Genomic DNA, 20,080 nt, shown 5'->3' on the forward strand with positions numbered 1-20,080 from the left:
CGCCATGTCCCTCGACCTGGGCGCACTCGCTGACTTGGACGTGGTCACGCCCGCCGACGCCTCGCCGGAGTCGTGGGCGAACGGCCTCGGCGTCACGCGGGTGCTCGCGAAGCGGCTCGCGTGGCGGCTGAGCATCGCGGAGCTGCGGGGGCGGATGCCGTTCTCGGCGTTCCCCGGCATCGACCGCGTGCTCATCCCCTTGAGTGCGCCCACGGTCACCCTGGCGGTCGACGGCGTCGAGCGACGGGTGACGCGGGAGCGCGGCATCCGTTTCCGCGGCGAGGCCCGCGTCGTCGCGACCGCGGATCGCGGCGGCGTCTCGGTCGTGAACCTCATGGTCAAGCGCGGGCTCGCGGAACCCGCGTACCGCGTCGAACTGCACCGCGGCATGGTGCGCGTCGATCCGACGGCGACCCTCACCGTGCTGCTGGCCGGAGCGGCGACGGTCGACGACCTGCCGCTGCCGCCCGGCAGCGCCCTGCTGCAGAGCCCGCGCGAGCGCCGCATCCGCTGCGAGTCCGCGCTCATAGCGCGATTCGACCTCACTCCGTCCGGCGACGAGCCGCACACCTGAAAGGCCCTGAATGTCCACTCATCCGATCGCGATCATCGGCGCCGGCCTCGCGGGCGCCGCCACGGCGTGGCAGCTCGCCCGCCGCGGACATGACGTCGTCATCCTCGAGCGCAGCGTTCCCGCGAGCGAGTGGGGCAGCTCGCACGGCTCAGCGCGGATCCTGCGCTACACCTACCCCGACCCGTTCTACACCGGGCTCATGGTGGAGGCGCGGCGCGGCTGGGACGAGCTCGAGGAGCTCCGCGGCGAGCGCCTCATCACGCCGACCGGCTCGCTGGACTACGGCGCCACCCGCGACCCCGCAGCGCTCGCGACCGTGCTGTCGGGCGCGGGCATCGCCCACGAACTGCTCACCGCCGCCGAGGCCGGCGACCGCTGGGCGGGCTTCGCGTTCGACGGCCCGGTGCTGTGGCACGAGAACGCCGGCGTCATCGACGCCGAGGAGACGGTGAAGACGATGGTCGGGCTCGCGGTCGCCGCGGGTGCGGACCTGCGGCAGAACTGGGCGGCCGCCCGTGTGCTGCCCCACGGCGACGACTACCTCGTCGAGTCTGAGTCCGGTGACACCGTCGTCGCGTCGCAGGTCGTCGTGGCGGCGGGCGGCTGGCTGCCGGCGCTGCTCGGCGGGCTCGGCCTGCCGCAGGAGGCGCTCGACGCGTTCCCGAGGCTGGAGGTGCGGCAGGAGCAGGCGCTGCACTTCCCGTATCGCGACCGCGAGACGGTGTGGCCGACCTTCATCAACAAGCGGTCCGACATCCAGGTGTACGGCCTGCCGGGCGGACGCGACGCGGGCTTCCGCGGGCAGAAGGTCGCCGAGTACAACGGCGGCCGCGTCATCGGCTCGGCGCTCGAGCACGACCGCGTCGTCGACCCGGCGCGCCGCGAGCGGCTCGCCCAGTACGTCGCCGAGGCGCTGCCCGGGCTCGTCCCCGAGCCGTACGCCGAGACGACGTGTCTGTTCACGAACGCTCCGGCCGACGAGTTCATCATCGACCGCGTCGGCGGCGTGACCATCCTGTCGCCGTGCTCCGGCCACGGCGCCAAGTTCGCGCCCCTGCTGGGCGAGCTCACCGCGCGTCTCGTCACGGGCTCCGACTCGGGGGTTGCGCGGTTCCGCCCGCTCGCGGCCCTGGCCGGCGCATGACCGCGCCCGCCTTCCCCACGCCCCCTGCACCCGGCTCTCCCGCGTTCCCCGCGCCGGACTCCACCGATGTTCCGCAGTCGCTTTCGGCGGGTGCCCGGGCGCCCCATGCGCAAAAGGCGACTGCGGAGCAGAACAACGGCGTCGCGGGGATGCTGCGCGAGATCGCAGGAGTCGGCGCAGACCCGACGCGCGGCGGGTTCAGCCGCGCCGGATACTCGGACGCCGACCGCGAGCTCCGCGAGTGGTTCGCGGGGCACGCCGAGGCGCGTGGCCTCGACCTCGAGCGCGACCGCAACGGCACGCTGTGGGCGTGGTGGAACCCCGGCGGCAGCACCGCCGACGCCGTGATCACGGGGAGCCACCTCGACTCCGTGCCCGGCGGGGGCGGTTACGACGGGCCCCTGGGCGTGGCATCCGCTCTCGCCGCCGTGGATCTGCTGCGGTCTCGATCCGTGGTGCCCGAGCGCCCGATCGGCATCGCGGTCTTCCCCGAAGAGGAGGGCTCGCGCTTCGGCGTCGCGTGCCTGGGCTCGCGCCTGATGAGTGGTGCGATCAGCCCCGAGCGCGCGCTGGCGCTCACCGACGGCGAGGGCGACACGTTCGCCGAAGCCCTGCGCCGCGATGGACTGGACCCCGCATACCTCGGCCCCGACCCCGAGCGGCTCGCGCGGATCTCGTCGTTCGTCGAGCTGCACGTCGAGCAGGGCCGGGGCCTCATCGACCTCGGCCGCCCCGTCGCCATCGCGTCGTCGATCCTCGGCCACGGCCGCTGGCGCGTGACCGTCGACGGCCAGGGCAACCACGCCGGCACGACCCTCATGGACGACCGGCGCGACCCGATGGTCGCCGCCGCCCGCATGGTCGTCGAGATCCGCGACCTCGCCCGCCGCACGCCGGATGCGCGTGCGACCGTCGGTCGCCTCGAACCGGTGCCCGGCGGAACGAACGTGATCGCGTCGCAGGTGCGCTTCTGGATCGACATCCGCCACCCCGATGACCTCGTGACCGCGGCGCTCGCGTCGGAGGCCCGCGACCGCGTCCTCGCGGCAGCCGTCGAGGAGGGGTGTCGCGCCGAGGTCCGCGAGGAGTCGCTCAGCCCCACCGTCGACTTCGACCGGGGCCTGCGCGACACGCTCCGCGCGACGCTCGCCGATGCTCCCGAGCTCGGCACGGGTGCTGGTCACGACGCGGGTGTGCTCGCAGCATCCCTCCCCACCGCGATGCTGTTCGTCCGCAACCCGACCGGCATCTCGCACTCCCCCGAAGAGCTGGTGGAGGACGCGGATGCCGACGTCGGGGCCGTCGCGCTGGCCGACGTGCTGCAAGCCCTCGCCGCACCGGGCGCCGGGGTCACCGCGGACGCCCGCCATATGATGGCGAGGTGAGTGCCGCGATCCCCGGAGCAGACGGCGCGGGAGGCGTGCTCGAGCCGATCATCGCCCAGCAGGTGCGGCGGTACCGCGCCGAGCAGGGCATCTCGGCGGCCGACCTCGCGGCGCGCACCGGACTCTCGAAGGCCATGATCTCGAAGATCGAGTCGGCGACGACCTCGTGCTCGCTCACGACGCTGCAGCGCCTGGCGGACGGATTCGGCATCCCGGTCACGGCGTTGTTCCGGGGCTCGGCCAGCGACCGTGAGGCCTCGTTCACCAAGGCCGGCGCCGGCAGCGTCAGTGTGCGCAGCGGCACGCAGCACGGGCATCTGTATCGCATGCTCGGGGTGCTGAAAGACACCCCGAACGCGCTCGAGCCGACGCTCGTGACGCTCACCGACGCCTCGAACGTGTTCCCGCTGTTCCAGCACCCGGGCACCGAGTTCCTCTACATGCTCGAGGGGCGCATGAAGTACGGGCACGGCGGCTACGAGTACGAGATGGAGCCCGGCGACGCGCTGCTCCTCGACGGCGAGGCCGCCCACGGCCCCGTCGAGCTCATCGAGGTGCCGATCCGGTTCCTCGCGATCCGGTCGCGCTGAGCCGGCGACGGCTCACGGGATGTCGAGGGGGTCGTCGACCTGCGCGCGGGCGGCGGCGACATGGTCTCCGGAAGTCGGATGCTGCTCCTCTGTCGCATGTCGGATGCCCGTGGTTGGCTGGCGCCCATGAACACCGTGACCTCTGCGGACGGAACCCCCATCGCGTACGACGAGACCGGAGACGGCGCGGTCGTCGTGATCGTGAACGGCGCCATGTCGACGGCCGCCGATGCCGCAGGACTGGCGACGGCGTTGGCGGATGCCGGCTTCCGAGCGGTCACGTGGGACCGCCGCGCGCGCGGCTCGAGCGGTGATGCACGCGGCTCGACGCCCGACCGGGAGGTCGAGGACCTGGCAGCGGTGATCGATGCGGTGGGCGGCGACGCGGCCGTGCTCGGCCACTCGTCGGGCGCGGTGCTCGGGTTGGTCGCGGCCGCGCGGGGCGTGCCCGTACGGGCACTGTTCCTGTCAGAGCCCCCGCTGCACTTCGGTGAGGATGGGCCGGCGGACGACCTGGCCGAGCGCTTGCAGCTGGCCGTCGACGAAGGCCGGCTCGACGATGCGATCGTCACCTTCCAGCTCGAGGGCGTGGGGCTGCCGCAGGAGATGGTCGACGGCATCCGCGCGAGCGATCAGTTCGCCGCGCTGCTGCCTCTCGCACAGTCGACCGTCTACGACACCAACCTCACGCGCGAGGCGTCGACGCCGAGCCCCGAGATGCTCGCGGTCGGAGTGCCGGTCACCGTCCTGCGCGGCGCGCAGACCTTCCCGTTCCTGATCGGCTCCTCCGATCGCCTCGCCGATGCCATCGACGGCGCGGAGCTCGTGGTCGTGCCGGAATCGGTCATGCACCGGCCCGACCCCGCCGCGACGGCACGGGTGGTGCGGGAGCGTCTGCGCGACGGCTTCTACGCCTGACCCGAGCCGCGGTTCACGCCGCGAGGCGGCGGCGCTCGGCCAGGCTCTCGATCGCCAGGCGGTACTCGTCGATCATCCGGCCGCGCGACAGGCTCGGGCGAGCGGCGAGCGCGGCATCGCGGTAGGGTGCCCGATCGTGCAGCACGGCGTCCCAGGCGGCTGAGATGGCGTCGGGATCGCGCGGCGTCACGAGCCCGAACCCTTCGATGCTCCGCGCCGCGTCGCCGACGTCGGTGGTCACCGGTGTCGCGCCCGAGGCCGCCCCCTCGAGCAGGCATAGCGGCGATGCTTCCCCGAACGCACTCGTGAGCGCGACGATGTCGGCGATCCGGTACAGCGCCGGCATGTCGCCGCGGATGCCCAGGGCGTGCACGCGATCGGCCGGGGCCGCAGCATCCCGGAGCAGCGAAGCGAAGCCCGCGTTGTCGCAGGTCATGCCCGCGCCGCACATCACATAGTGCGCATCCGGCCGCGCTGCCGCGTGGCGCGCGGCCGCGCGGAGGAACAGCCCCGGGTCCTTCATCGCATCGAACCGGGCGGCGAGGAGCACGACGGGAGCGTCGAGCGGGATGCCGAGGCTCGCGCGCAGCGCGGTGCTCTCGAAGTCGTCCGGGGCCGGACCGAACACGTCGATGTCGATGCCGTTCGGCACGACCCGCCGATCGAGGCCGAGCGGCAAGTGCTGCGCATAGGCCTCGTCGGTCGAGCGCGCGCACGAGATCGTGGCGGTGAGGAGTCCGGTCTCGGCCGCCTCACGGAGCCATCCGAGCGCCGGACCGGAGTGGGTCGGATCCGAGCGGTGCAGGCAGGCAGCGACGGGCACGGACGGCATCAGCCCGTGGGCGCGCAACGCCAGCAGCAGACCGAGCGGCTGCTCCTTGAGCGAGAGCACGACATCCACCTGCGCGATCGCCTCAGCGGCACGATGCAGATCGAGCTCGCGGAACGAGGACGGATCCATCGGATCCGCGCCGGTCGTGCCGCCGAGCGCCGTGATCTCGACGCCCGCCGCGGCGAGTCGCTGGTAGCGGGGGTCGTCGTGGGCGAACTGGACGGTGGCGTCCCGGCGCGCCTGCGCCGACAGCGACAGCACCGCATGGGATTGCCCGCCACCGGCATGGAGCCCGGCGACGACATCGGAGTGAAGGATCCTCGCCCCGCCGGCGAAGAAGCCTTCGTACAGGGACAGCACGCGAAGGGTCATGTGGCACCTCTCGGGGGGAGGGACGACGGACGGATCGGAAGCCGGAAACCTTCGTTCCAGCCGGTCACTGTCGGCGCCGGTGCCGGTCGATCCATCGTCGGGGCCGCGCGCCTCGATGTCGATGAACGCCCGGGGTGCATCGGGTGAACGCTCTCGGCGCACCAAAGCCGTCAGCGACCGGTCCGCTTCCCCCGGCGGGTCACTTCGTGTGCTCTCACCGAGATCACACGATCCGAACGTGACGGACGTGTGGTCTCGGTGAGAGCACACGATGCGAACACCAGCGGGTCAGCGCGGGCGGCTCGCCGCCATCCGGCCGTCAGGGTCGAGCCGGGCGAGCACGGCGGCGGTGATCTCGCGCAGCTGCTCCGCCTGCTCGGGCGTGATCACGTCGAGCAGAAGGGACCGCACCGTCTCGACATGGCCCGGGGTCGCCTGGAGCACCTTGCGGCGGCCGTCGGCGGTGATGACGGCGTCGGTGGCGCGCGCATCGGAGGCGTTGCGCTCGCGGCGCACGAGGCCGCGCGCCTCGAGCCGGGAGATCACATGCGACAGCCGCGGGAGCGTCGCATTCGTCATCGACGCGAGCTCCTTCATCTGGAGGCGGTGGTCGTCGGAGTTCGACAGCATCGACAGCGCGAAGTAGTCGAAGTGCGTGAGGTCCTCGTCACGCAGGAGCTGGGCGTCGAGTTCGCGTGGGAGCAGTTCGAGGAGTGCGGCCAACGGCACCCAGGTGTCCTGCTCGTCGCCCGTGTAGAACCGCGGCCTGTTCATACTCCGATTCTAGGAATAGTTGTGGCGACAAGCGAGTTATCCTCCCTCAGACGCTTGAAGCTACAAGCAATTCGTTCGACAGGAGAGAACAGCCATGACCACGATCACGATCTTCGGAAACGGCAACATGGGCCAGGCCATCAGCGGTGTGCTCGCCCGCGGCGGAGCCGACATCCAGCACATCAGCAGCGCCGACACCGGCGCCACGGTGAACGGCGACATCGTCGTGCTGGCAGTGCCCTACCCGGCGCTCGCCCAGATCGCCGCCGCGTACGGCCCGCAGCTCGCCGGCAAGACGGTCGTCGACATCACGAACCCGCTCGACTTCTCGACCTTCGACGCCCTCGTCGTGCCCGCCGGCAGCTCGGCGGCCGCGGAGCTGCAGTCCGCGCTCCCCGAGGCGAAGGTGCTCAAGGCCTTCAACACCAACTTCGCCGCGACGCTCGTGAGCGGGCGCGAGGGCGACGCCACGACCACGGTGCTCGTCGCGGGCGACGACGCCGACGCCAAGGCCGGCCTCATCGCCGCGATCACCGCGGGCGGGCTCGCTGCCGTCGACGCCGGCGCAATGTCCCGCGCCCACGAGCTCGAGTCGATCGGCTTCCTCCAGCTGACCCTCGCCGTGGGCGAGCAGATCGGCTGGACCGGCGGTCTCGCGCTCGTGCGCTGACCCCCACCCGGCGAAACGGGCCAGAACCCCGCTTCTACGCGATGCGCGTCCCCGCCGGCAGACGGCCGGCGGGGGTGCGCGTCCGCGCCCACGCCCACCACATCAGACCGGCCGCGAGCAGCAGCTGCAGCGTCATGCCCACGAACCAGCTCGGCGTCGATTGGTCGATGACCTCCGCGGGCGTGGGGCGTTCGTCCTGGAGCGGAGGGGCGCAGTCGTCCCAGCGCTGCTCGAGCTCCGGCGGCTGCTGAGCGGCACGAACGCCGAACTTGATCTGGCCGAACAGGTCGTTCGGATTGCCGTACTCGTCGTACTGCGTCGGCGTCGCGTCGGCCAGGATCACGAACGGGTTCGCCGCCAGCAGCCACCACACCTGGTCGAACCGCGGCTGGTCGTACGTCGACGTCTGCCACTCGCCGCACCGCACCTCGATGTCGTCGTCGCACGGGTACTCGTCGCTCGGCGTCTCGCCGGGCATGCACGGGAAGCCGTCGCCGGAGTATTGGTCGTACTCGATCGAGCGATAGTGGCTCGTCACCTCGGATCGCATCGTCATGCCGACGAGTGCGAACGCGATGAGGGTGCCGACGACGAGCGCCGCGACGACGAGGTACGTGGTCGCGACCGAGAAGAGCGGACGCGACAGGATGCCGCTGAGGGCCACGCCGATGGCCGAGATGATGCCCACCTCGAACACCAGCACCAGCAGCGACACGGTGATCGTCGCCGGCGCTCCCCCGCCGCCGAGCGTCGCGAGCACCAGGAAGGGAACCGACACCGCCACGAACGCGAGGCCCGTGACCCAGGCGGCGAGGAACTTGCCGACCAGGATCTCGAGGGTCGTCGCCAGCGTGACCTGGACGGGTGCGAGGGTCGCGGCATCCCGGTCGCCGTTGATCGCGTTGCCGCTCAGCGTGGGCGAGACGAGCACCACCAGCAGCAGCGTGATGTAGACGATCGTGGAGTAGATCGCCCCGCCCGGCCGGTACGCCGACCCCCACGCGAGGAACGAGAGCCCGGTCACGATCGCCAGCAGCACGGCGAAGACGCCGAGCAGCACGTACCAGGCGATGCTGCGGGTGCGCTGCGTCAGCTCGAGGCCGACGATGGTGCCGAGTCGCTGACCGCTCACGACGTCGCCTCGCTCTCGTCCTCGCCTGGTGCCGGAGGTTCGGACGGCGGTGGGGTTTGGGGCGGTCGTCCGTCGCCGAGGTCGAGGAACGTGCGCTCGAGCGCACCCTGCGCCGCCGCGAACTCCACCACGTCGAGTCCGGCGCCGACGAGGTCGCGCAGCGCGGCGGCCGCGGCATCCTCCGATTCGAACGACACCACGACGTCGCGGCGGTCGACGCCGAGGCTCTCGGCCGGGATCCGCAGTGCGCCCGCCACCTGCTGGACGGCGACGGATGCCTCGGCCCCCGCCAGCCGCACCCGCCAGGGGCGCGCACGGCGCGAGGCCGCCTCGACGCGGGCGGGGTCGACGGTCACGCCGGCCATCAGGAAGACGGCGTCGTCGACGACCTCTTCGAGCTCGGACAGGATGTGGCTCGACACCAGCACGGTGCGCCCCTCGGCGGCGAACCGCCGCAGCAGCAGCCGCAGGTCGATGCGGGCCTGCGGGTCGAGACCCGAAGCGGGCTCGTCGAGCAGGAGCACGCGCGGGTCGTGCACGAGGGCCCTCGCGAGTCCGAGGCGCTGCTTCTGCCCCCGCGACAGCACGCGTGCGGGGGCGTCGGCGAGATCGACCAGGCCGACTTCCCCCAGGAGGGCGTCGGCGCGGACGGATGCCTCGGCCCGCGGCATCCCGTACAGCCTCGCCGTGACCGCCAGCGTCTCGCGCGACGTGAGCGAGTTCCAGGCGCCGAGCGCGTCGGGCATCCAGCCGAGGAGTGCCCGGGCCGCCTGCGGGTCGGTGACGGGGTCGACGCCGTCGATGCGGATCGAGCCGTCGTCGGGCGCCAGGAGCGACGCGAGCATCAGCAGGAGCGTGGTCTTGCCCGAGCCGTTCGGGCCGACGAGGCCGGTGACCCGGCCGGCGTGCGCCCTCAGCGTGACGTTGCGGACGGCCTGCACATCGCCGAACGCGCGACGCACGCCCTGCACGACGATGCCGGGCTCGGCGGGGATTCCGGGGGCCTGAGGGGCCGGACTCGGCATGCTCACGCGCCCCACCCTAGCGACCCCGCGAGGCGCGGCCGCGCGTTGATGAGACGGGGAGTGTCAAGACACGCCGCATCCCGCGAGCGAAGCGGCGTGTCGCGCCACCCGCGCCGGCGACGAGCTCAGGCGCGGAAGAACTCCACGCCGAGATCGGGGTGATCGACGAAGACGCCGTCGACGCCGGCCTCGCGGATCACCGCCCACTCGGACTCCCAGTCGCCGAACGACGCCGGGCCGCCGCGAGTGCGGAACTGACCGATCAGGAACCTGTTCTCGGGACGGCACGTCCACGTGAAGACGCGCAACCCGCGGTCGTGCGCGTCGGCGACGACGCGCGACGGTCCGGCGGTGCGCCCGAGCCGGTCGGGGCGGAGGACGGTGCGCTTGTCGACGCTGATCCCGTCCACCCGCCCCACGAGCCCGTCGAGCCCCTCGGGGGCGGCGGTCTGCCGGTACGTCAGCGATGCCTTGCCGTGTGCGCTGAAGAGGTCGAACGGACGCCCCGCGTCCTCGAGCAGATACACGTAGGAGCCGCGGATGCCGCGTTCCTGAAGCGCGAACAGCACCGTCGACTCGAACGACTCGATGGTGAGCGGCAGCTCGCCCGACGCCCAGCCCGCCTCGCGGAGCTCGGCGTCGACGAGCGCGGCGACATCCCACCCGATCGCCGCGAAGTACGTCGCGTGCTTGATCTCGAGCACGACGCCGATCTCACGGCCGAACTCGAGCGAGGCGTCGCGCGCCGCGTCGAGCACGTCCCGCAGCCGCAGCACGGGCTGCTCGTCGTCGAAGCTCGCGCTCGTGGGCCGCACTTCCGAGATCCGCTCGCGGCAGCGCAGCGTCGACAGTTCGTCCCACGTGAAGTCCTCGGTGAACCAGCCGGTCAGCTCGGCGCCGTCCACGTACTTCGTCGCGTGACGATCGGCGAACTCGGGCCGGGTCGCCACATCGGTCGTTCCCGAGATCTCGTTCTCGTGCCGCACGACGAGCACGCCGTCCTTCGACACCACGACATCCGGTTCGACCGCGTCGACGCCCATCTCGAAGGCGAGCGCGTACGACGAGCGCGAGTGCTCGGGCCGGTACCCGGGCGCACCGCGGTGTCCGATCACGAGGGGATGACGACGGGGCACCGATTCAGCGTAACCACGAGCGCCCGAGGGGCCCGGGGCGTGGGGACCGTTCATAGTCAGCTCACAGCGCCGACCCGTGCCCGGTCACGGCCGGTCGGATAGTGTTGATCAACAGCATCGTGCTGGGATTCCCTTGACATTGGAGTGTGAGAGCAGTGGCCCTCAACAACCCCGCGTTCAACAACCCGGCCTTCCAGGACCCGAAGGCCGTTCAGACCTACCCCGGCGGTTCGCAGGCGGCGAACCTGGGCGGGCAGTCGCAGTTTGCGACGGCGCAGCGCGCCGGAACGGATGCTGCGGCTCAGGCGCAGCTCGAAGGCATGTACGCGGCACCGTCCGCGGGTGCCGTCGAGACCGGCCGCATGTCGTACGAAGACACCATCTGGAAGACCGTCGGCCTCTTCGCCGTCCTCCTGGTCACCGCCGCCGTCGGCTGGATCTGGACGATGAACGGCGTCACCGCCGCGAACCCGAACCCGTCGATCCTCCCCTGGATGATCGGTGCACTCGGCGGCTTCGTGCTGGCGATGGTCGTCATCTTCACCTCGCGCAAGAAGATCCGCCCGGCGCTGATCTTCGGCTACGCCGCCTTCGAGGGCCTCTTCGTCGGCGCGATCTCGGCGTTCTTCGAGTTCCTGTACCACGGCATCGTCGTGCAGGCGACGCTCGCGACGCTCGCGGTCGTCGGTGTCACCCTCGCGCTGTTCGCCAGCGGCAAGATCCGCGCGTCGAAGCGCGCCACCAAGGTCTTCCTGATCGCGATGGTCGGCTACCTGGTGTTCTCGCTGGTGAACATCATGCTGATGATCTTCAACGTCCCGATCGCCGGTGGCGCGTTCGGCATGCTGAGCAACGAGAGCCCCCTGTTCGGCATCCCTTGGGGCGTGCTCATCGGCATCTTCGTCGTGATCATGGCGGCGTACTCGCTGGTGCTCGACTTCGACAGCATCCAGCAGGGCGTGCGCAACGGCGCTCCCCGTCAGTTCGGCTGGATGGGCGCGTTCGGCATCATGGTGACCGTCGTCTGGCTGTACCTCGAGATCCTGCGCATCCTCGCGATCGCGCGCGGCAACAACTGACGCCCAGCGCTTCGCGTTCGAACGGCCGCCCGGTTCACCGGGCGGCCGTTCTGTTCCGTCGGCGTCACGCCTAGGCTGAAGCCGATTCGAGGAGTGGCATGGCCAGACGTCGTACGGCCTTCGGCGCGGTGGCGGTGCTGCTCGTCTGCCTCACCGGATGCGGAGGAGGAGCCCCCATGACCGAGCCCACGCCGTTCGAGCCGACCCCCGCCCAGCCGACACCGACGCGCACGCCCTTCGAGACGACCACACGCGGGCCGATCGCACCGACAGGAGAACCCGTCGCGGTGCCACCCGCGCGCTGGGACGCGATCGTCGCCGACCTCGCCGAGCGCGGCGTCACCGGTACACCCGAGCTCGTGTCGGCGCACGCCGTCACGTGGAACAACGGCGCCCTGGGCTGTCCGTCCCCGGGCGTCTCCTACACGCAGGCGATCGTCGACGGCATGCGGGTCATCGTCGAGGTCGACGGCACGACCTACGACTACCGGTTCGGCACGACGGACTCGCCCAAACTCTGCACCCGCTGAACGCGAAACGGTCCCCACGCCCCCTCCCGGCAACGCTGGCGCGTTGGCGGGAGCCTCCGGGCGCGTGGGCCCAGCTGCGCGCCTGGGCGGCAGCATCCGTTTCCCGTTTCACGCACCGAGGTGGCGCCCCGCCCTGCGACGGGACGCCACCTCTTGTGCTGCGGCTTACTTGGCCTTGACCAGGAGCGCCTCTCCGGCGCCCGCCGCGTTGTCCTGCACGACGACCATCACGCCGAGCGGCTTCTGCGCCGAGAACGCCGCCCCGCTCACGGTGACAGGCACGTCGATCTTGCCGCCCACCGGGACCGACGCGAACTGCCCGTTGCTGAGCGCGGGCGCCCACGGGTCGTAGCTCGCCGTGCCGTCGAACGCGTCCTCGCCGTCGTTGACCGACGAGAAGCTCTGCACGGTGTAGTCGAACCCTGCGGTGATGCCGAGGTCGCTCGCGAAGACCGGGAGCAGGATCGTGCTGCTGTCGGTCGGCGCCGAGGCGTTGAAGCCCGCGGCGAACACGTCGCCAGTCGCGATCTCGTACTCGAAGACCTGCGAGATGCCGTCCGCGTCGCCCGCGGTCACGAGACCGCCGTCGGCCGAGAACACGATCCAATCGGGCTCGCCGTCGCCGTTCGTGTCGATGACCACGTCGAACTCGTTGGCGGCGGCGTTCGACCACCGGTTGTGGGTGTTGACCGCGAAGACGAGCAGCTGCTCGCCATCGATGTCGAACGACTGCACACCCGCGGCGCGAAGGTCGTATCCGGTGTCGGTGAACGCCTTGGGCGCATCCTTCTTGTCTTCGAGGCCCCACGTGTAGAAGTCCGCGCCGCCCTCGAAGGCACCCTGGTTGTTCTTCAGCGTGAGCGTGACGTCACCGTCGACGGGCGTGTTCTTCTTCGTCACCTTGAGGTCGCCCGCAGCCGAGACCGCAGTCGTGGCGCGCGGCACGAGCAGGTACGGGACCCGCAGGGTGCTGCCCGCAGACGTGAGCACGACGTCGCCGGAGAACTCGTAGAAGGCGAACCCGCCGGTGCCGGAGCTTCCCACGGCGGTGGCCGGAGCGGTGAGGTTGACCGTGACCCTCTCGGAACGGCCGGGCTTCACCGTGACCTGGCTCGGGCTCGCCGTGACGGTAGCGGCCTCGGACTGCGCGGAAGCCTCGATGCCCACGCTGTAGGTCACCGGCTGGCTGCCGTAGTTCGTCACCGTCACCGTCTTCTTGCCCTGGAAGGTCTTCGCCGTCTCTTGGAAGCCGAAGCTGAGCGCCGTCTCGCGGTGCTTTCCGTCGTCGGTCTTGAACGAGTCGCCCGTCGCCGTCACCTGCTCGGCCACGGCCTGCGCCGCGTCCACCAGTCCCACGCCGCCGCGGACGAGGTTCTGGCCCGCGACCTTGTCGGGATCGGCCGTCGAGACGAGCACCGACGAGACCTCCGCCGCCGACCAGGTCGGGTGGGCTTCGACGGCGAGCGCCGCGACACCTGCCACGTGCGGAGCGGCCATCGACGTTCCCGAGATGGTCGCCGGGCCGTTGCCGGTACCGACGCCGGTCGAGACGATCGAGACACCCGGTGCCGCGACATCCACGCCGAGGGCGCTGTCACCGCTGCGGGGTCCACTCGAGCTGAACGACGCGTACCCGCGGAAGCCGGGGTTGTCGAGCGGAGCGGGCTCCACCGTCGCCTCAGCGTCATCGACGAGCTTCGGCCCATCGGACATCCGCACGCCGAGGAACGGGATCGTGACCGTGTAGTCGTCGCCGGTGTCGGGGTTCTCGGTGATCTCGCCCTCGAACGGCGGGTAGTCCTCCGAGGTGTTGATCATCACTGCCGCCGCGGCACCGGCCTGCTGCGCGAAGATCGCCTTCGCGACGCGGGCGCAGACACCGCGGGTCGAGACCGCGAGCTGGTTGCCGCCGACCGTGACCCCGGCGTAGTTGTACGCCGCGACCGAGCAGCCGAGCGCCTCGTTCTCCTCCGGGGTCGCGGGGTTGTCGGTGAGGCGCACGACGGACATCGCGGGGAGGCCCGTGAGGACCGCGCCATTCGCGTTGATGGCCGGCACCTGGACGCCGTCGACGGTGATCAGCGCACCCGGGAAGGTCGCCGTGCTGTCGACAGCCGAGACCGAGACCACGCCGTCGCCGTTGCCGGCGAGGTAGGGGCTCGGGCCCTCGTTGCCCGCGGACTTCACGACGACGACACCGGCGCCGATCGCGTTCGAGGCGGCGACCTCGTCGGGGTCGTCACCGCGGCCGAAGGGCGAGCCCAGCGACATGTTGATGACGTCCATGCCGTTGTCGACGGCCCAGTCGATGGCCGGGACGACCACGTCGGTCGAGCCGCCGCAGCCGAACACGCGGAGCGCGTAGAGGTCGGCCTGCGGCGCGACGCCCGGGCCGATCGTCCACTCGGCGGATGCCGTGGACTCGTCGTACGGGCCCTCGTAGGTGTCGCCGGCGGCGGTGACGCCGCTGCCCGCGGCGGTGCCGGCGACGTGGCTGCCGTGGCCGTTGCAGTCGAGCGGGTTGGCGTCGGGCTTCGGGACCGGGTCGTAGTCCTCCGAGGCGGGGTCCGCGTTGTACGCGTCGCCGACGAAGTCCCAGCCGCCCTTGATGCGCGGGGCGTTCGGGCCGAACTGCGCCGGGTCGGCCGGCTGCGCCTCGGCCGCGTTCGCGGCGGCATACGCCTCAGGCGTGCCGACGCCGCCGAAGTTCGCGTGCGTGTAGTCGATGCCGGTGTCGATCACCGCCACCTTGACGTTCTCACCGGTGAATCCGGTGTTCTCCCACACCTGCGGAACCCCGAGGAAGGGCACCGACACGGCGTTGTCGAGCGTGTACGTCTTCACCGCGTGGACCGCGACGACGTTGGGCAGCGCGGCCACGGCGTCGACCTGGTCGGCGGGGATGTTCATCTGGATGCCGTTGTACGCCGACTGCATCGTCGCCTCGATCCGGCCGTCCTTGGCCTTGATCGTGCCGGTGATGGCGTCCTGGTTCTTCTTCAGGGAACTCTTGATGGCCTTGCGCTCGGCGGCACTGAGATCGCTGCCCTTCTTCGCCTGGGCGACGGCGACCGGGTCGCCGGCCATCTCGACGATGACGGTGACTCGCCCGTCGGCGCCGATGCTCAGGGGACGCGCGGTCGTGCCGACCGGTCCTTTGGTGTCGGATTTCTCGAAGCGCGACGACGCGTCGTCGTCTGGCGCGGCGGCCATCGCCGCGGTGGGGGTTGCGATCGCCAGCGCGAGCGCGCTGACGATTGCGAGGGAACGACGGTACAAGGGGAGCCTGCCTTCTCGTGTGTGTGGGAACAGCGAGGGGTACGGCGGCACGCTATGCGCGAACTCCTCAAAGATCAACAGTGTCTTCCCAGGTTGAGCATTCTGCTCAGAGCGGAATCGTCTCGCCCCGGGGTGCACCCGCGTCCTATCGTGACGCCATGGCCGAGATCATCCCGCTGCCGACGAAGGCACCGCGTCCGTCCCGCGAGCCCGAGCCGCTCTGGCGCGACGCGCTGGGTGAGCGGCTGCGCAATCTCCGCCATGAACGAGGGGAACGCCTCGCCGATACGGCCGACCGCGCCGGCGTCTCGCCGCAGTACCTGTCCGAGATCGAGCGGGGCCTCAAGGAGCCGTCGAGCGAGATGATCGCCGCGGTCGCCGGCGCCCTCGAGGTGACGCTGATCGAGCTGACCGCGGGGGTCGTCGACGACCTCCGCTCGCGTGCGACCGAGCGCGCGGCCGTCGGGTGCCGCGCCACCTACTCCCTCGCCGCGTGACGTCGCGCCCCTGGTCGATGCCCTGGGCCGTCGCTAGCCTGGCCGAGTGACGCCCGCGAAGTCGGAAGCCGAGATCCTCGAGATCGACGGGCACGAGGTGCGCATCTCGAGCCCGACGAAGATCGTGTTCCCCGCCCCGGGGATCACCAAGCTCGATGTCGTGCGCTACTACCTCGCGGTCGCCGACGGCGCGCTCCGCGGCGCGGGCGGGCGCCCCATGGTGCTCAAGCGCTTCCCACGGGGCATCGACCAGGAGCCGTTCTTCCAGAAGCGCGTCCCCGAGAACCACCCCGAGTTCATCGACACGGCCACTCTGCAGTACGCGCGTGGGACGTCCGCCGAAGAGGCCGTGATCCGGGATGCTGCGGGCCTCGCGTGGGTCGTCAACCTCGGGTGTCTCGACCTGAACCCGCATCCCGTCCGCGCCGAAGACCTCGACCACCCCGACGAGCTGCGCATCGACCTCGACCCGATGCCGGGTGTCGACTGGTCGCAGATCGTCGACGTCGCCTTCGTCGCCCGCGAGGTGCTCGACGATGTCGGACTCGTCGGCTGGCCGAAGACGAGCGGCTCCCGCGGCATGCACATCCTCGTCCGCATCGCGGCGCACTGGGACTACAAGCAGGTGCGCGTCGCCGCCGAGACCCTCGCCCGCGAAGTCGAGAACCGCGCGCCCGGACTCGCGACCGCCCGCTGGTGGAAGGAGGAACGCGGCGAGAGCGTGTTCGTCGACTTCAACCAGAACGCGAAAGACCGCACCGTAGCATCCGCGTACTCGATCCGCCCGCTGCCCGACGCACGCGTCTCGACCCCGCTCGACTGGGACGAGGTGCGCGAGCGGCGCCCGGCCGAGTTCACCGTGCTCACGGTGCCCGGCCGATACGCCGAGCTCGGAGACCCGCACGCCGGCATCGACGACGCGGTCGGCACGCTCGACGGGCTGCTCCGCCTCGCTGAGGAATTGGGACCAGCTGGGCCCCCGCCTCGAGAGGCTCCGCGCGACGCGCCAGCGGCGCGTGGAGGAGAAGCGGGGAAAAAGCCGCCGCGCGGCGGCGACGGGTCGGGGCGGCGACAGTCGACGATGCCGCTCATCGAGATCGCGCGCACCAAGACGAAGCCCGAGGCGGTCCAGGCCCTCGAGACCTGGAAGAGCACGCACGCGTCCGTGGTGGAGCAGCTGCATCCCGCCGACGTGCTCATCGACGGCATGCGCGGCTCGAGTTCGCTCTGGTACCGCGTGCGCGTCAACCTCCAGCACGTGGCCGAAGCGGAGCGGCCGCCGCAGGAGGATCTCCTCGCCGACTACGACCCGTGGGCGGGCAAGACCTGGCCCGGCTCGCTCCTCGACCGCTGATCCCGGGCACCGGAGCGCCCTCCGCTCAACGAACGGGGGCGGATGCCCGTTCGAGGACGGCGTCGGCCAGGCCGTAGGCGACCGCGTCGGCGGCGGTGAAGACGCGGTCGCGATCGGTGTCGGCGCGCAGCTTCGCAGCATCCTGTCCGGTATGCCTCGCGAGGATCTCCTCCACCTCGCCGCGCACGCGCACGAGCTCGTCGGCCTGGAGGATCAGGTCGGGGATCGCGCCCCTCCCCTGGCCCGCCGGCTGATGCAGCACGATGCGCGCGTGGGGCAGGACGGAGCGCTTCCCTGTCGCGCCGGCGGCGAGCATCACGGCGCCGACGCCGATCGCCTGTCCCACGACGGTCGTGGCGACGTCGGGCCGGACGTGCTGCATCGTGTCGTACACCGCGAGCATCGCCGCCGGATCGCCGCCCTCGCAGTTGATGTAGAGCTGGATGTCGCGGTCAGGACTGTCGGCGTCGAGGTGCAGCAGCTGCGCGATGAGCGCGTTCGCGACGCCCGCGTCGATACCCGTGCCGAGGTACACGACCCGCTCGGCGAGCAGGTGCGAGTACACGTCCATGATGCGATCGCCGCGCGGATGCTGCGCCACCACGTTGGGGATCGTGTACGAGCTCATGCCGCCACCTCCGCAGGTCCGAGTCCGAGTCCCGCGGGCCGCCGCCGCCGCGGCACCACCTGGGCGAACGATTCGACGATCCCGTCGATGAACCCGTAGTCGCGCGCCTCGGCGGCGGTGTACCAGCGATCGTGCAGCGAGTCCTCGAAGATGCGCTCGACGCTCTGCCCGGTGTCGTCGGCGATGAGGCCGAGCACGGTGTCGCGCATGTGGCGCAGGTCGTCGGCCTGCACCTCGACCTCGACCGCCGACCCGCCGATGCCGGCCGAGCCCTGGTGCATGAGGATGCGCGCGTGCGGCAGCGCGCGCCGCTTGCCCTTCGCCCCCGCGGACAGCAGGAACTGCCCGGCGCTGCACGCGAGGCCGAGTGCGAGGGTCGCGACGTCGTTGGGGATGAGGTTCATGACGTCGCGGATCGCGAGCATCGAGGGCACCGATCCACCGGGCGAGTGGATCCAGAGGGCGATATCGGATGCCTCGTCCTCCGCCGCGAGCGCCAGCAGCTGCGTCGCGATCAGGGTGCCGTTGTCGTCGTCGAGCGGGCCGTCGAGCACGAGCACACGCTGGTGGAACAGCTCGCGTCGCGCCTCGGCCCCGAACTGGGGAATCCGGATGTCGTCAGCCATGCCCTCAGCCTGCGCGCCCGCCGGGGTCGCAGCATGCGTTTCCGCTCCCGGCGGCTCTGCCGTGGGCGGAGCGCGGCACCTACCGGGCGCGACGCGAGGGTTTCTCGACCGCGGAGCGGAGCGCGGCGACGAGCTCGGGACGCACCGCGTCGGGCGTGAACGCGGCCGCAGCGCCACGCGCGCGCGACGCCAGTTCGGCACGGCGGTCGTCGTCGCGCAGCAGCTCGATGATCGCGTCGGCGAAGGCGTCGACGTCACCGGGCGGAACGACGATGCCCGCGTCGGCGATCGCCTCGCGCGGGCCGTACCGGGCGTCGAACGAGACGACCGGCAGTCCGCGGGCGAGCGCCTCGGCGATCGACAGGCCCTGGCCTTCGAACGCCGTCGACGTGACGAACAGCGCGGCACGGTCGAAGATCGCGTCGCGCTGGTCGGTGGCTCCGTGGAGCGTCACGGATGCTGCCACCCCGAGCTCGTCGATCAGCGCCTGCAGCTCGTCACGGAGGGGGCCGTCGCCGTACACGTCGAGCCGCGCCTCGGGCACCGCCTCGGCCACCCGCTGCCAGGCCCGGATCGCGAGGTCGACGCGCTTCTGCGGGGCGAGGCGGTTCAGCATGACGACGCGGTGGGGATCGCGAGACGCCGCGTCCGGCGGTGTGGCGCCGAGCTCGATCGTGTTGGGCACGACGTGGAACGTGCCGGGATCGCCGAACCGCGCGGCCACCTCGTCGCGCTGCGCGGCGGTCGGCCACAGCACCGCGTCGTAGCGATCGAACGTCGACAGCCACCGCCGCCACAGCCCGACGACCGGAGCTTGCGGATCGTCGTGGGGCTCCGGCAGGTGCGAGTTGTGGACGGTGTGCACGAGCCGCACCCGCGGTGCACCCCATCCCACGAGCGTCTCGCCGATCTGGCGTGATTCGCACACCACGACGAACAGCCGGTCGGGATCGCCGGCGGCCCGACGGCGCTCATCGGCGATCGTCTCCAGCCATGCGACGTAGAGCCCACGGAAGCCCCGGAGCGCCCGATCGCCGGCCTTCGCGTGCACGACGACGGCCGCATCGCGCAGGTGCCACTCGGGGTCGTTCTCGAACACGGGAAGCGAGACGACGGGGAGGGACGCAGCATCCGTGATCGTCCGATAGGCGACGCCGGGCGTGCGACCCCCGGGCTCGCCGACGCGCTCGAGCCACTCCCCGCGGTCCAGGAGGTCGTCGAAGAGATTGCGCACCCGCGAAGCGTCGGGCACGTGGCCGCCATCGAGGAACGCCTGCCGCTGCACCGCGTGCGCCTCAGGCGCCTGACCGTCGACACTCAGCAGGAGCGGCTGGGGAGCGCCGGCCGCCTCGAGCAGCCGCAGCCGCGACGGGACTGCGACGGCGAACCCGCCGTCGAGCCCCAATGCCACCCGGCTGCCCAGCAGCACATAGTCGGCGTCGGGCAGCGTGTCTGCAGCATCCGTCACCCGTCCATCCTTCCCCACACGCCCGGAAACGACGGATGCCCCGAACCGGTCGGTCCGAGGCATCCGT

Annotated in this window: 18 protein-coding genes and 1 pseudogene; 10 read left to right on the forward strand and 9 right to left on the reverse strand. The window is 71.4% G+C overall.

Annotated features, from left to right (window positions below; translation table 11 throughout):
• The first annotated feature begins 4 nt into the window (after positions 1–4).
• The 5 genes and pseudogenes from ACFC1K_RS10185 (at position 5) to ACFC1K_RS10205 (ending at position 4,611) form a co-directional block, all read left to right on the forward strand.
• Positions 5–574, forward strand: coding sequence for a HutD family protein (locus ACFC1K_RS10185; protein ID WP_375871527.1), 570 nt, complete (start codon positions 5–7; stop codon positions 572–574).
• Positions 575–584: 10 nt separating this feature from the next.
• Positions 585–1,715 (forward strand): annotated as a pseudogene (locus tag ACFC1K_RS10190) (FAD-dependent oxidoreductase); the annotation flags it as partial.
• Positions 1,716–1,867: 152 nt separating this feature from the next.
• On the forward strand, positions 1,868–3,103 hold the full coding sequence (locus ACFC1K_RS10195; protein WP_375871811.1) for an allantoate amidohydrolase: 1,236 nt from the start codon (positions 1,868–1,870) through the stop codon (positions 3,101–3,103).
• Complete coding sequence (locus ACFC1K_RS10200) at positions 3,100–3,693, forward strand: helix-turn-helix domain-containing protein (RefSeq protein ID WP_374977148.1); 594 nt, start codon at positions 3,100–3,102, stop codon at positions 3,691–3,693. Before ACFC1K_RS10195 ends, ACFC1K_RS10200 begins: the two co-directional genes overlap by 4 nt.
• Positions 3,694–3,819: 126 nt before the next feature.
• Positions 3,820–4,611: an alpha/beta fold hydrolase gene (locus ACFC1K_RS10205; RefSeq protein ID WP_375871528.1), complete on the forward strand. Its 792-nt coding sequence runs from the start codon at positions 3,820–3,822 to the stop codon at positions 4,609–4,611.
• Between the two features lie 13 nt (positions 4,612–4,624).
• Here the strand turns inward: ACFC1K_RS10205 and ACFC1K_RS10210 are convergent, their stop codons facing one another.
• Both ACFC1K_RS10210 and ACFC1K_RS10215 read right to left on the reverse strand, forming a co-directional pair.
• The gene (locus tag ACFC1K_RS10210; RefSeq protein ID WP_375871529.1) at positions 4,625–5,815 is read right to left on the reverse strand and encodes a glycosyltransferase; all 1,191 of its coding nucleotides are present in this window, start codon (positions 5,813–5,815) and stop codon (positions 4,625–4,627) included.
• 288 nt (positions 5,816–6,103) lie between these two features.
• Positions 6,104–6,589 (reverse strand): MarR family winged helix-turn-helix transcriptional regulator, encoded by a 486-nt coding sequence (locus ACFC1K_RS10215; protein WP_375871530.1) that lies wholly within the window; start codon positions 6,587–6,589, stop codon positions 6,104–6,106.
• A gap of 94 nt (positions 6,590–6,683) precedes the next feature.
• Between ACFC1K_RS10215 and ACFC1K_RS10220 the strand changes: the two genes are divergently transcribed.
• Positions 6,684–7,259, forward strand: coding sequence for an NADPH-dependent F420 reductase (locus ACFC1K_RS10220; protein ID WP_375871531.1), 576 nt, complete (start codon positions 6,684–6,686; stop codon positions 7,257–7,259).
• Between the two features lie 34 nt (positions 7,260–7,293).
• Here ACFC1K_RS10220 and ACFC1K_RS10225 read toward each other — a convergent pair whose 3' ends face one another.
• The 3 genes from ACFC1K_RS10225 to ACFC1K_RS10235 form a co-directional block, all read right to left on the reverse strand.
• Entirely contained in the window at positions 7,294–8,391 is a 1,098-nt protein-coding gene (locus tag ACFC1K_RS10225; protein WP_310288645.1) for an ABC transporter permease, read from the reverse strand.
• Entirely contained in the window at positions 8,388–9,416 is a 1,029-nt protein-coding gene (locus ACFC1K_RS10230; RefSeq protein WP_375871812.1) for an ABC transporter ATP-binding protein, read from the reverse strand. The genes ACFC1K_RS10225 and ACFC1K_RS10230 overlap by 4 nt, the downstream gene beginning before the upstream one ends.
• Positions 9,417–9,541: 125 nt before the next feature.
• On the reverse strand, positions 9,542–10,552 hold the full coding sequence (locus tag ACFC1K_RS10235) for a glycerophosphodiester phosphodiesterase family protein (protein ID WP_375871532.1): 1,011 nt from the start codon (positions 10,550–10,552) through the stop codon (positions 9,542–9,544).
• A 155-nt stretch (positions 10,553–10,707) separates the two neighbouring features.
• On the opposite strand from ACFC1K_RS10235, the gene ACFC1K_RS10240 reads away from it, so the two are divergent.
• Together ACFC1K_RS10240 and ACFC1K_RS10245 are read left to right on the forward strand one after the other, a co-directional pair.
• A complete protein-coding gene (locus ACFC1K_RS10240) occupies positions 10,708–11,631 on the forward strand; it encodes a Bax inhibitor-1/YccA family protein (RefSeq protein WP_375871813.1) in 924 nt (307 codons plus the stop codon).
• A 98-nt stretch (positions 11,632–11,729) separates the two neighbouring features.
• Entirely contained in the window at positions 11,730–12,161 is a 432-nt protein-coding gene (locus ACFC1K_RS10245) for a hypothetical protein (RefSeq protein ID WP_375871533.1), read from the forward strand.
• A 165-nt stretch (positions 12,162–12,326) separates the two neighbouring features.
• On the opposite strand, the gene ACFC1K_RS10250 is transcribed toward ACFC1K_RS10245, so the two are convergent.
• On the reverse strand, positions 12,327–15,440 hold the full coding sequence (locus ACFC1K_RS10250) for a S8 family serine peptidase (RefSeq protein ID WP_375871534.1): 3,114 nt from the start codon (positions 15,438–15,440) through the stop codon (positions 12,327–12,329).
• Between the two features lie 158 nt (positions 15,441–15,598).
• Between ACFC1K_RS10250 and ACFC1K_RS10255 the strand changes: the two genes are divergently transcribed.
• Both ACFC1K_RS10255 and ligD read left to right on the forward strand, forming a co-directional pair.
• Positions 15,599–15,937 (forward strand): helix-turn-helix domain-containing protein, encoded by a 339-nt coding sequence (locus tag ACFC1K_RS10255; protein WP_375871535.1) that lies wholly within the window; start codon positions 15,599–15,601, stop codon positions 15,935–15,937.
• A gap of 46 nt (positions 15,938–15,983) precedes the next feature.
• A complete protein-coding gene (ligD, locus tag ACFC1K_RS10260; protein ID WP_375871536.1) occupies positions 15,984–17,291 on the forward strand; it encodes a non-homologous end-joining DNA ligase in 1,308 nt (435 codons plus the stop codon).
• 25 nt (positions 17,292–17,316) lie between these two features.
• Here ligD and ACFC1K_RS10265 read toward each other — a convergent pair whose 3' ends face one another.
• The 3 genes from ACFC1K_RS10265 to ACFC1K_RS10275 form a co-directional block, all read right to left on the reverse strand.
• Positions 17,317–17,919, reverse strand: a complete 603-nt coding sequence (locus ACFC1K_RS10265) for a ClpP family protease (RefSeq protein ID WP_375871537.1) — start codon at positions 17,917–17,919, stop codon at positions 17,317–17,319.
• Positions 17,916–18,545 (reverse strand): ClpP family protease, encoded by a 630-nt coding sequence (locus tag ACFC1K_RS10270; RefSeq protein WP_375871538.1) that lies wholly within the window; start codon positions 18,543–18,545, stop codon positions 17,916–17,918. The genes ACFC1K_RS10265 and ACFC1K_RS10270 overlap by 4 nt, the downstream gene beginning before the upstream one ends.
• Positions 18,546–18,624: 79 nt before the next feature.
• Positions 18,625–20,013, reverse strand: coding sequence for a glycosyltransferase (locus ACFC1K_RS10275; protein WP_375871539.1), 1,389 nt, complete (start codon positions 20,011–20,013; stop codon positions 18,625–18,627).
• Positions 20,014–20,080 lie beyond the last annotated feature (67 nt).

The organism is Microbacterium sp. NPDC056057 (assembly GCF_042266945.1).
Taxonomy (GTDB): Bacteria; Actinomycetota; Actinomycetes; order Actinomycetales; family Microbacteriaceae; genus Microbacterium; species Microbacterium trichothecenolyticum_C.

Bases quoted from the DNA above. Each gene is read 5' to 3' on its own strand.
- ACFC1K_RS10185 (WP_375871527.1), top strand. From the start codon at position 5: ATGTCCCTCGACCTGGGCGCACTCGCTGACTTGGACGTGGTCACGCCC.
- ACFC1K_RS10195 (WP_375871811.1), top strand. From the start codon at position 1,868: ATGCTGCGCGAGATCGCAGGAGTCGGCGCAGACCCGACGCGCGGCGGG.
- ACFC1K_RS10205 (WP_375871528.1), top strand. From the start codon at position 3,820: ATGAACACCGTGACCTCTGCGGACGGAACCCCCATCGCGTACGACGAG.
- ACFC1K_RS10210 (WP_375871529.1), bottom strand. From the start codon at position 5,815: ATGACCCTTCGCGTGCTGTCCCTGTACGAAGGCTTCTTCGCCGGCGGG.
- ACFC1K_RS10215 (WP_375871530.1), bottom strand. From the start codon at position 6,589: ATGAACAGGCCGCGGTTCTACACGGGCGACGAGCAGGACACCTGGGTG.
- ACFC1K_RS10220 (WP_375871531.1), top strand. From the start codon at position 6,684: ATGACCACGATCACGATCTTCGGAAACGGCAACATGGGCCAGGCCATC.
- ACFC1K_RS10230 (WP_375871812.1), bottom strand. From the start codon at position 9,416: ATGCCGAGTCCGGCCCCTCAGGCCCCCGGAATCCCCGCCGAGCCCGGC.
- ACFC1K_RS10245 (WP_375871533.1), top strand. From the start codon at position 11,730: ATGGCCAGACGTCGTACGGCCTTCGGCGCGGTGGCGGTGCTGCTCGTC.
- ACFC1K_RS10255 (WP_375871535.1), top strand. From the start codon at position 15,599: ATGGCCGAGATCATCCCGCTGCCGACGAAGGCACCGCGTCCGTCCCGC.
- ACFC1K_RS10265 (WP_375871537.1), bottom strand. From the start codon at position 17,919: ATGAGCTCGTACACGATCCCCAACGTGGTGGCGCAGCATCCGCGCGGC.
- ACFC1K_RS10270 (WP_375871538.1), bottom strand. From the start codon at position 18,545: ATGGCTGACGACATCCGGATTCCCCAGTTCGGGGCCGAGGCGCGACGC.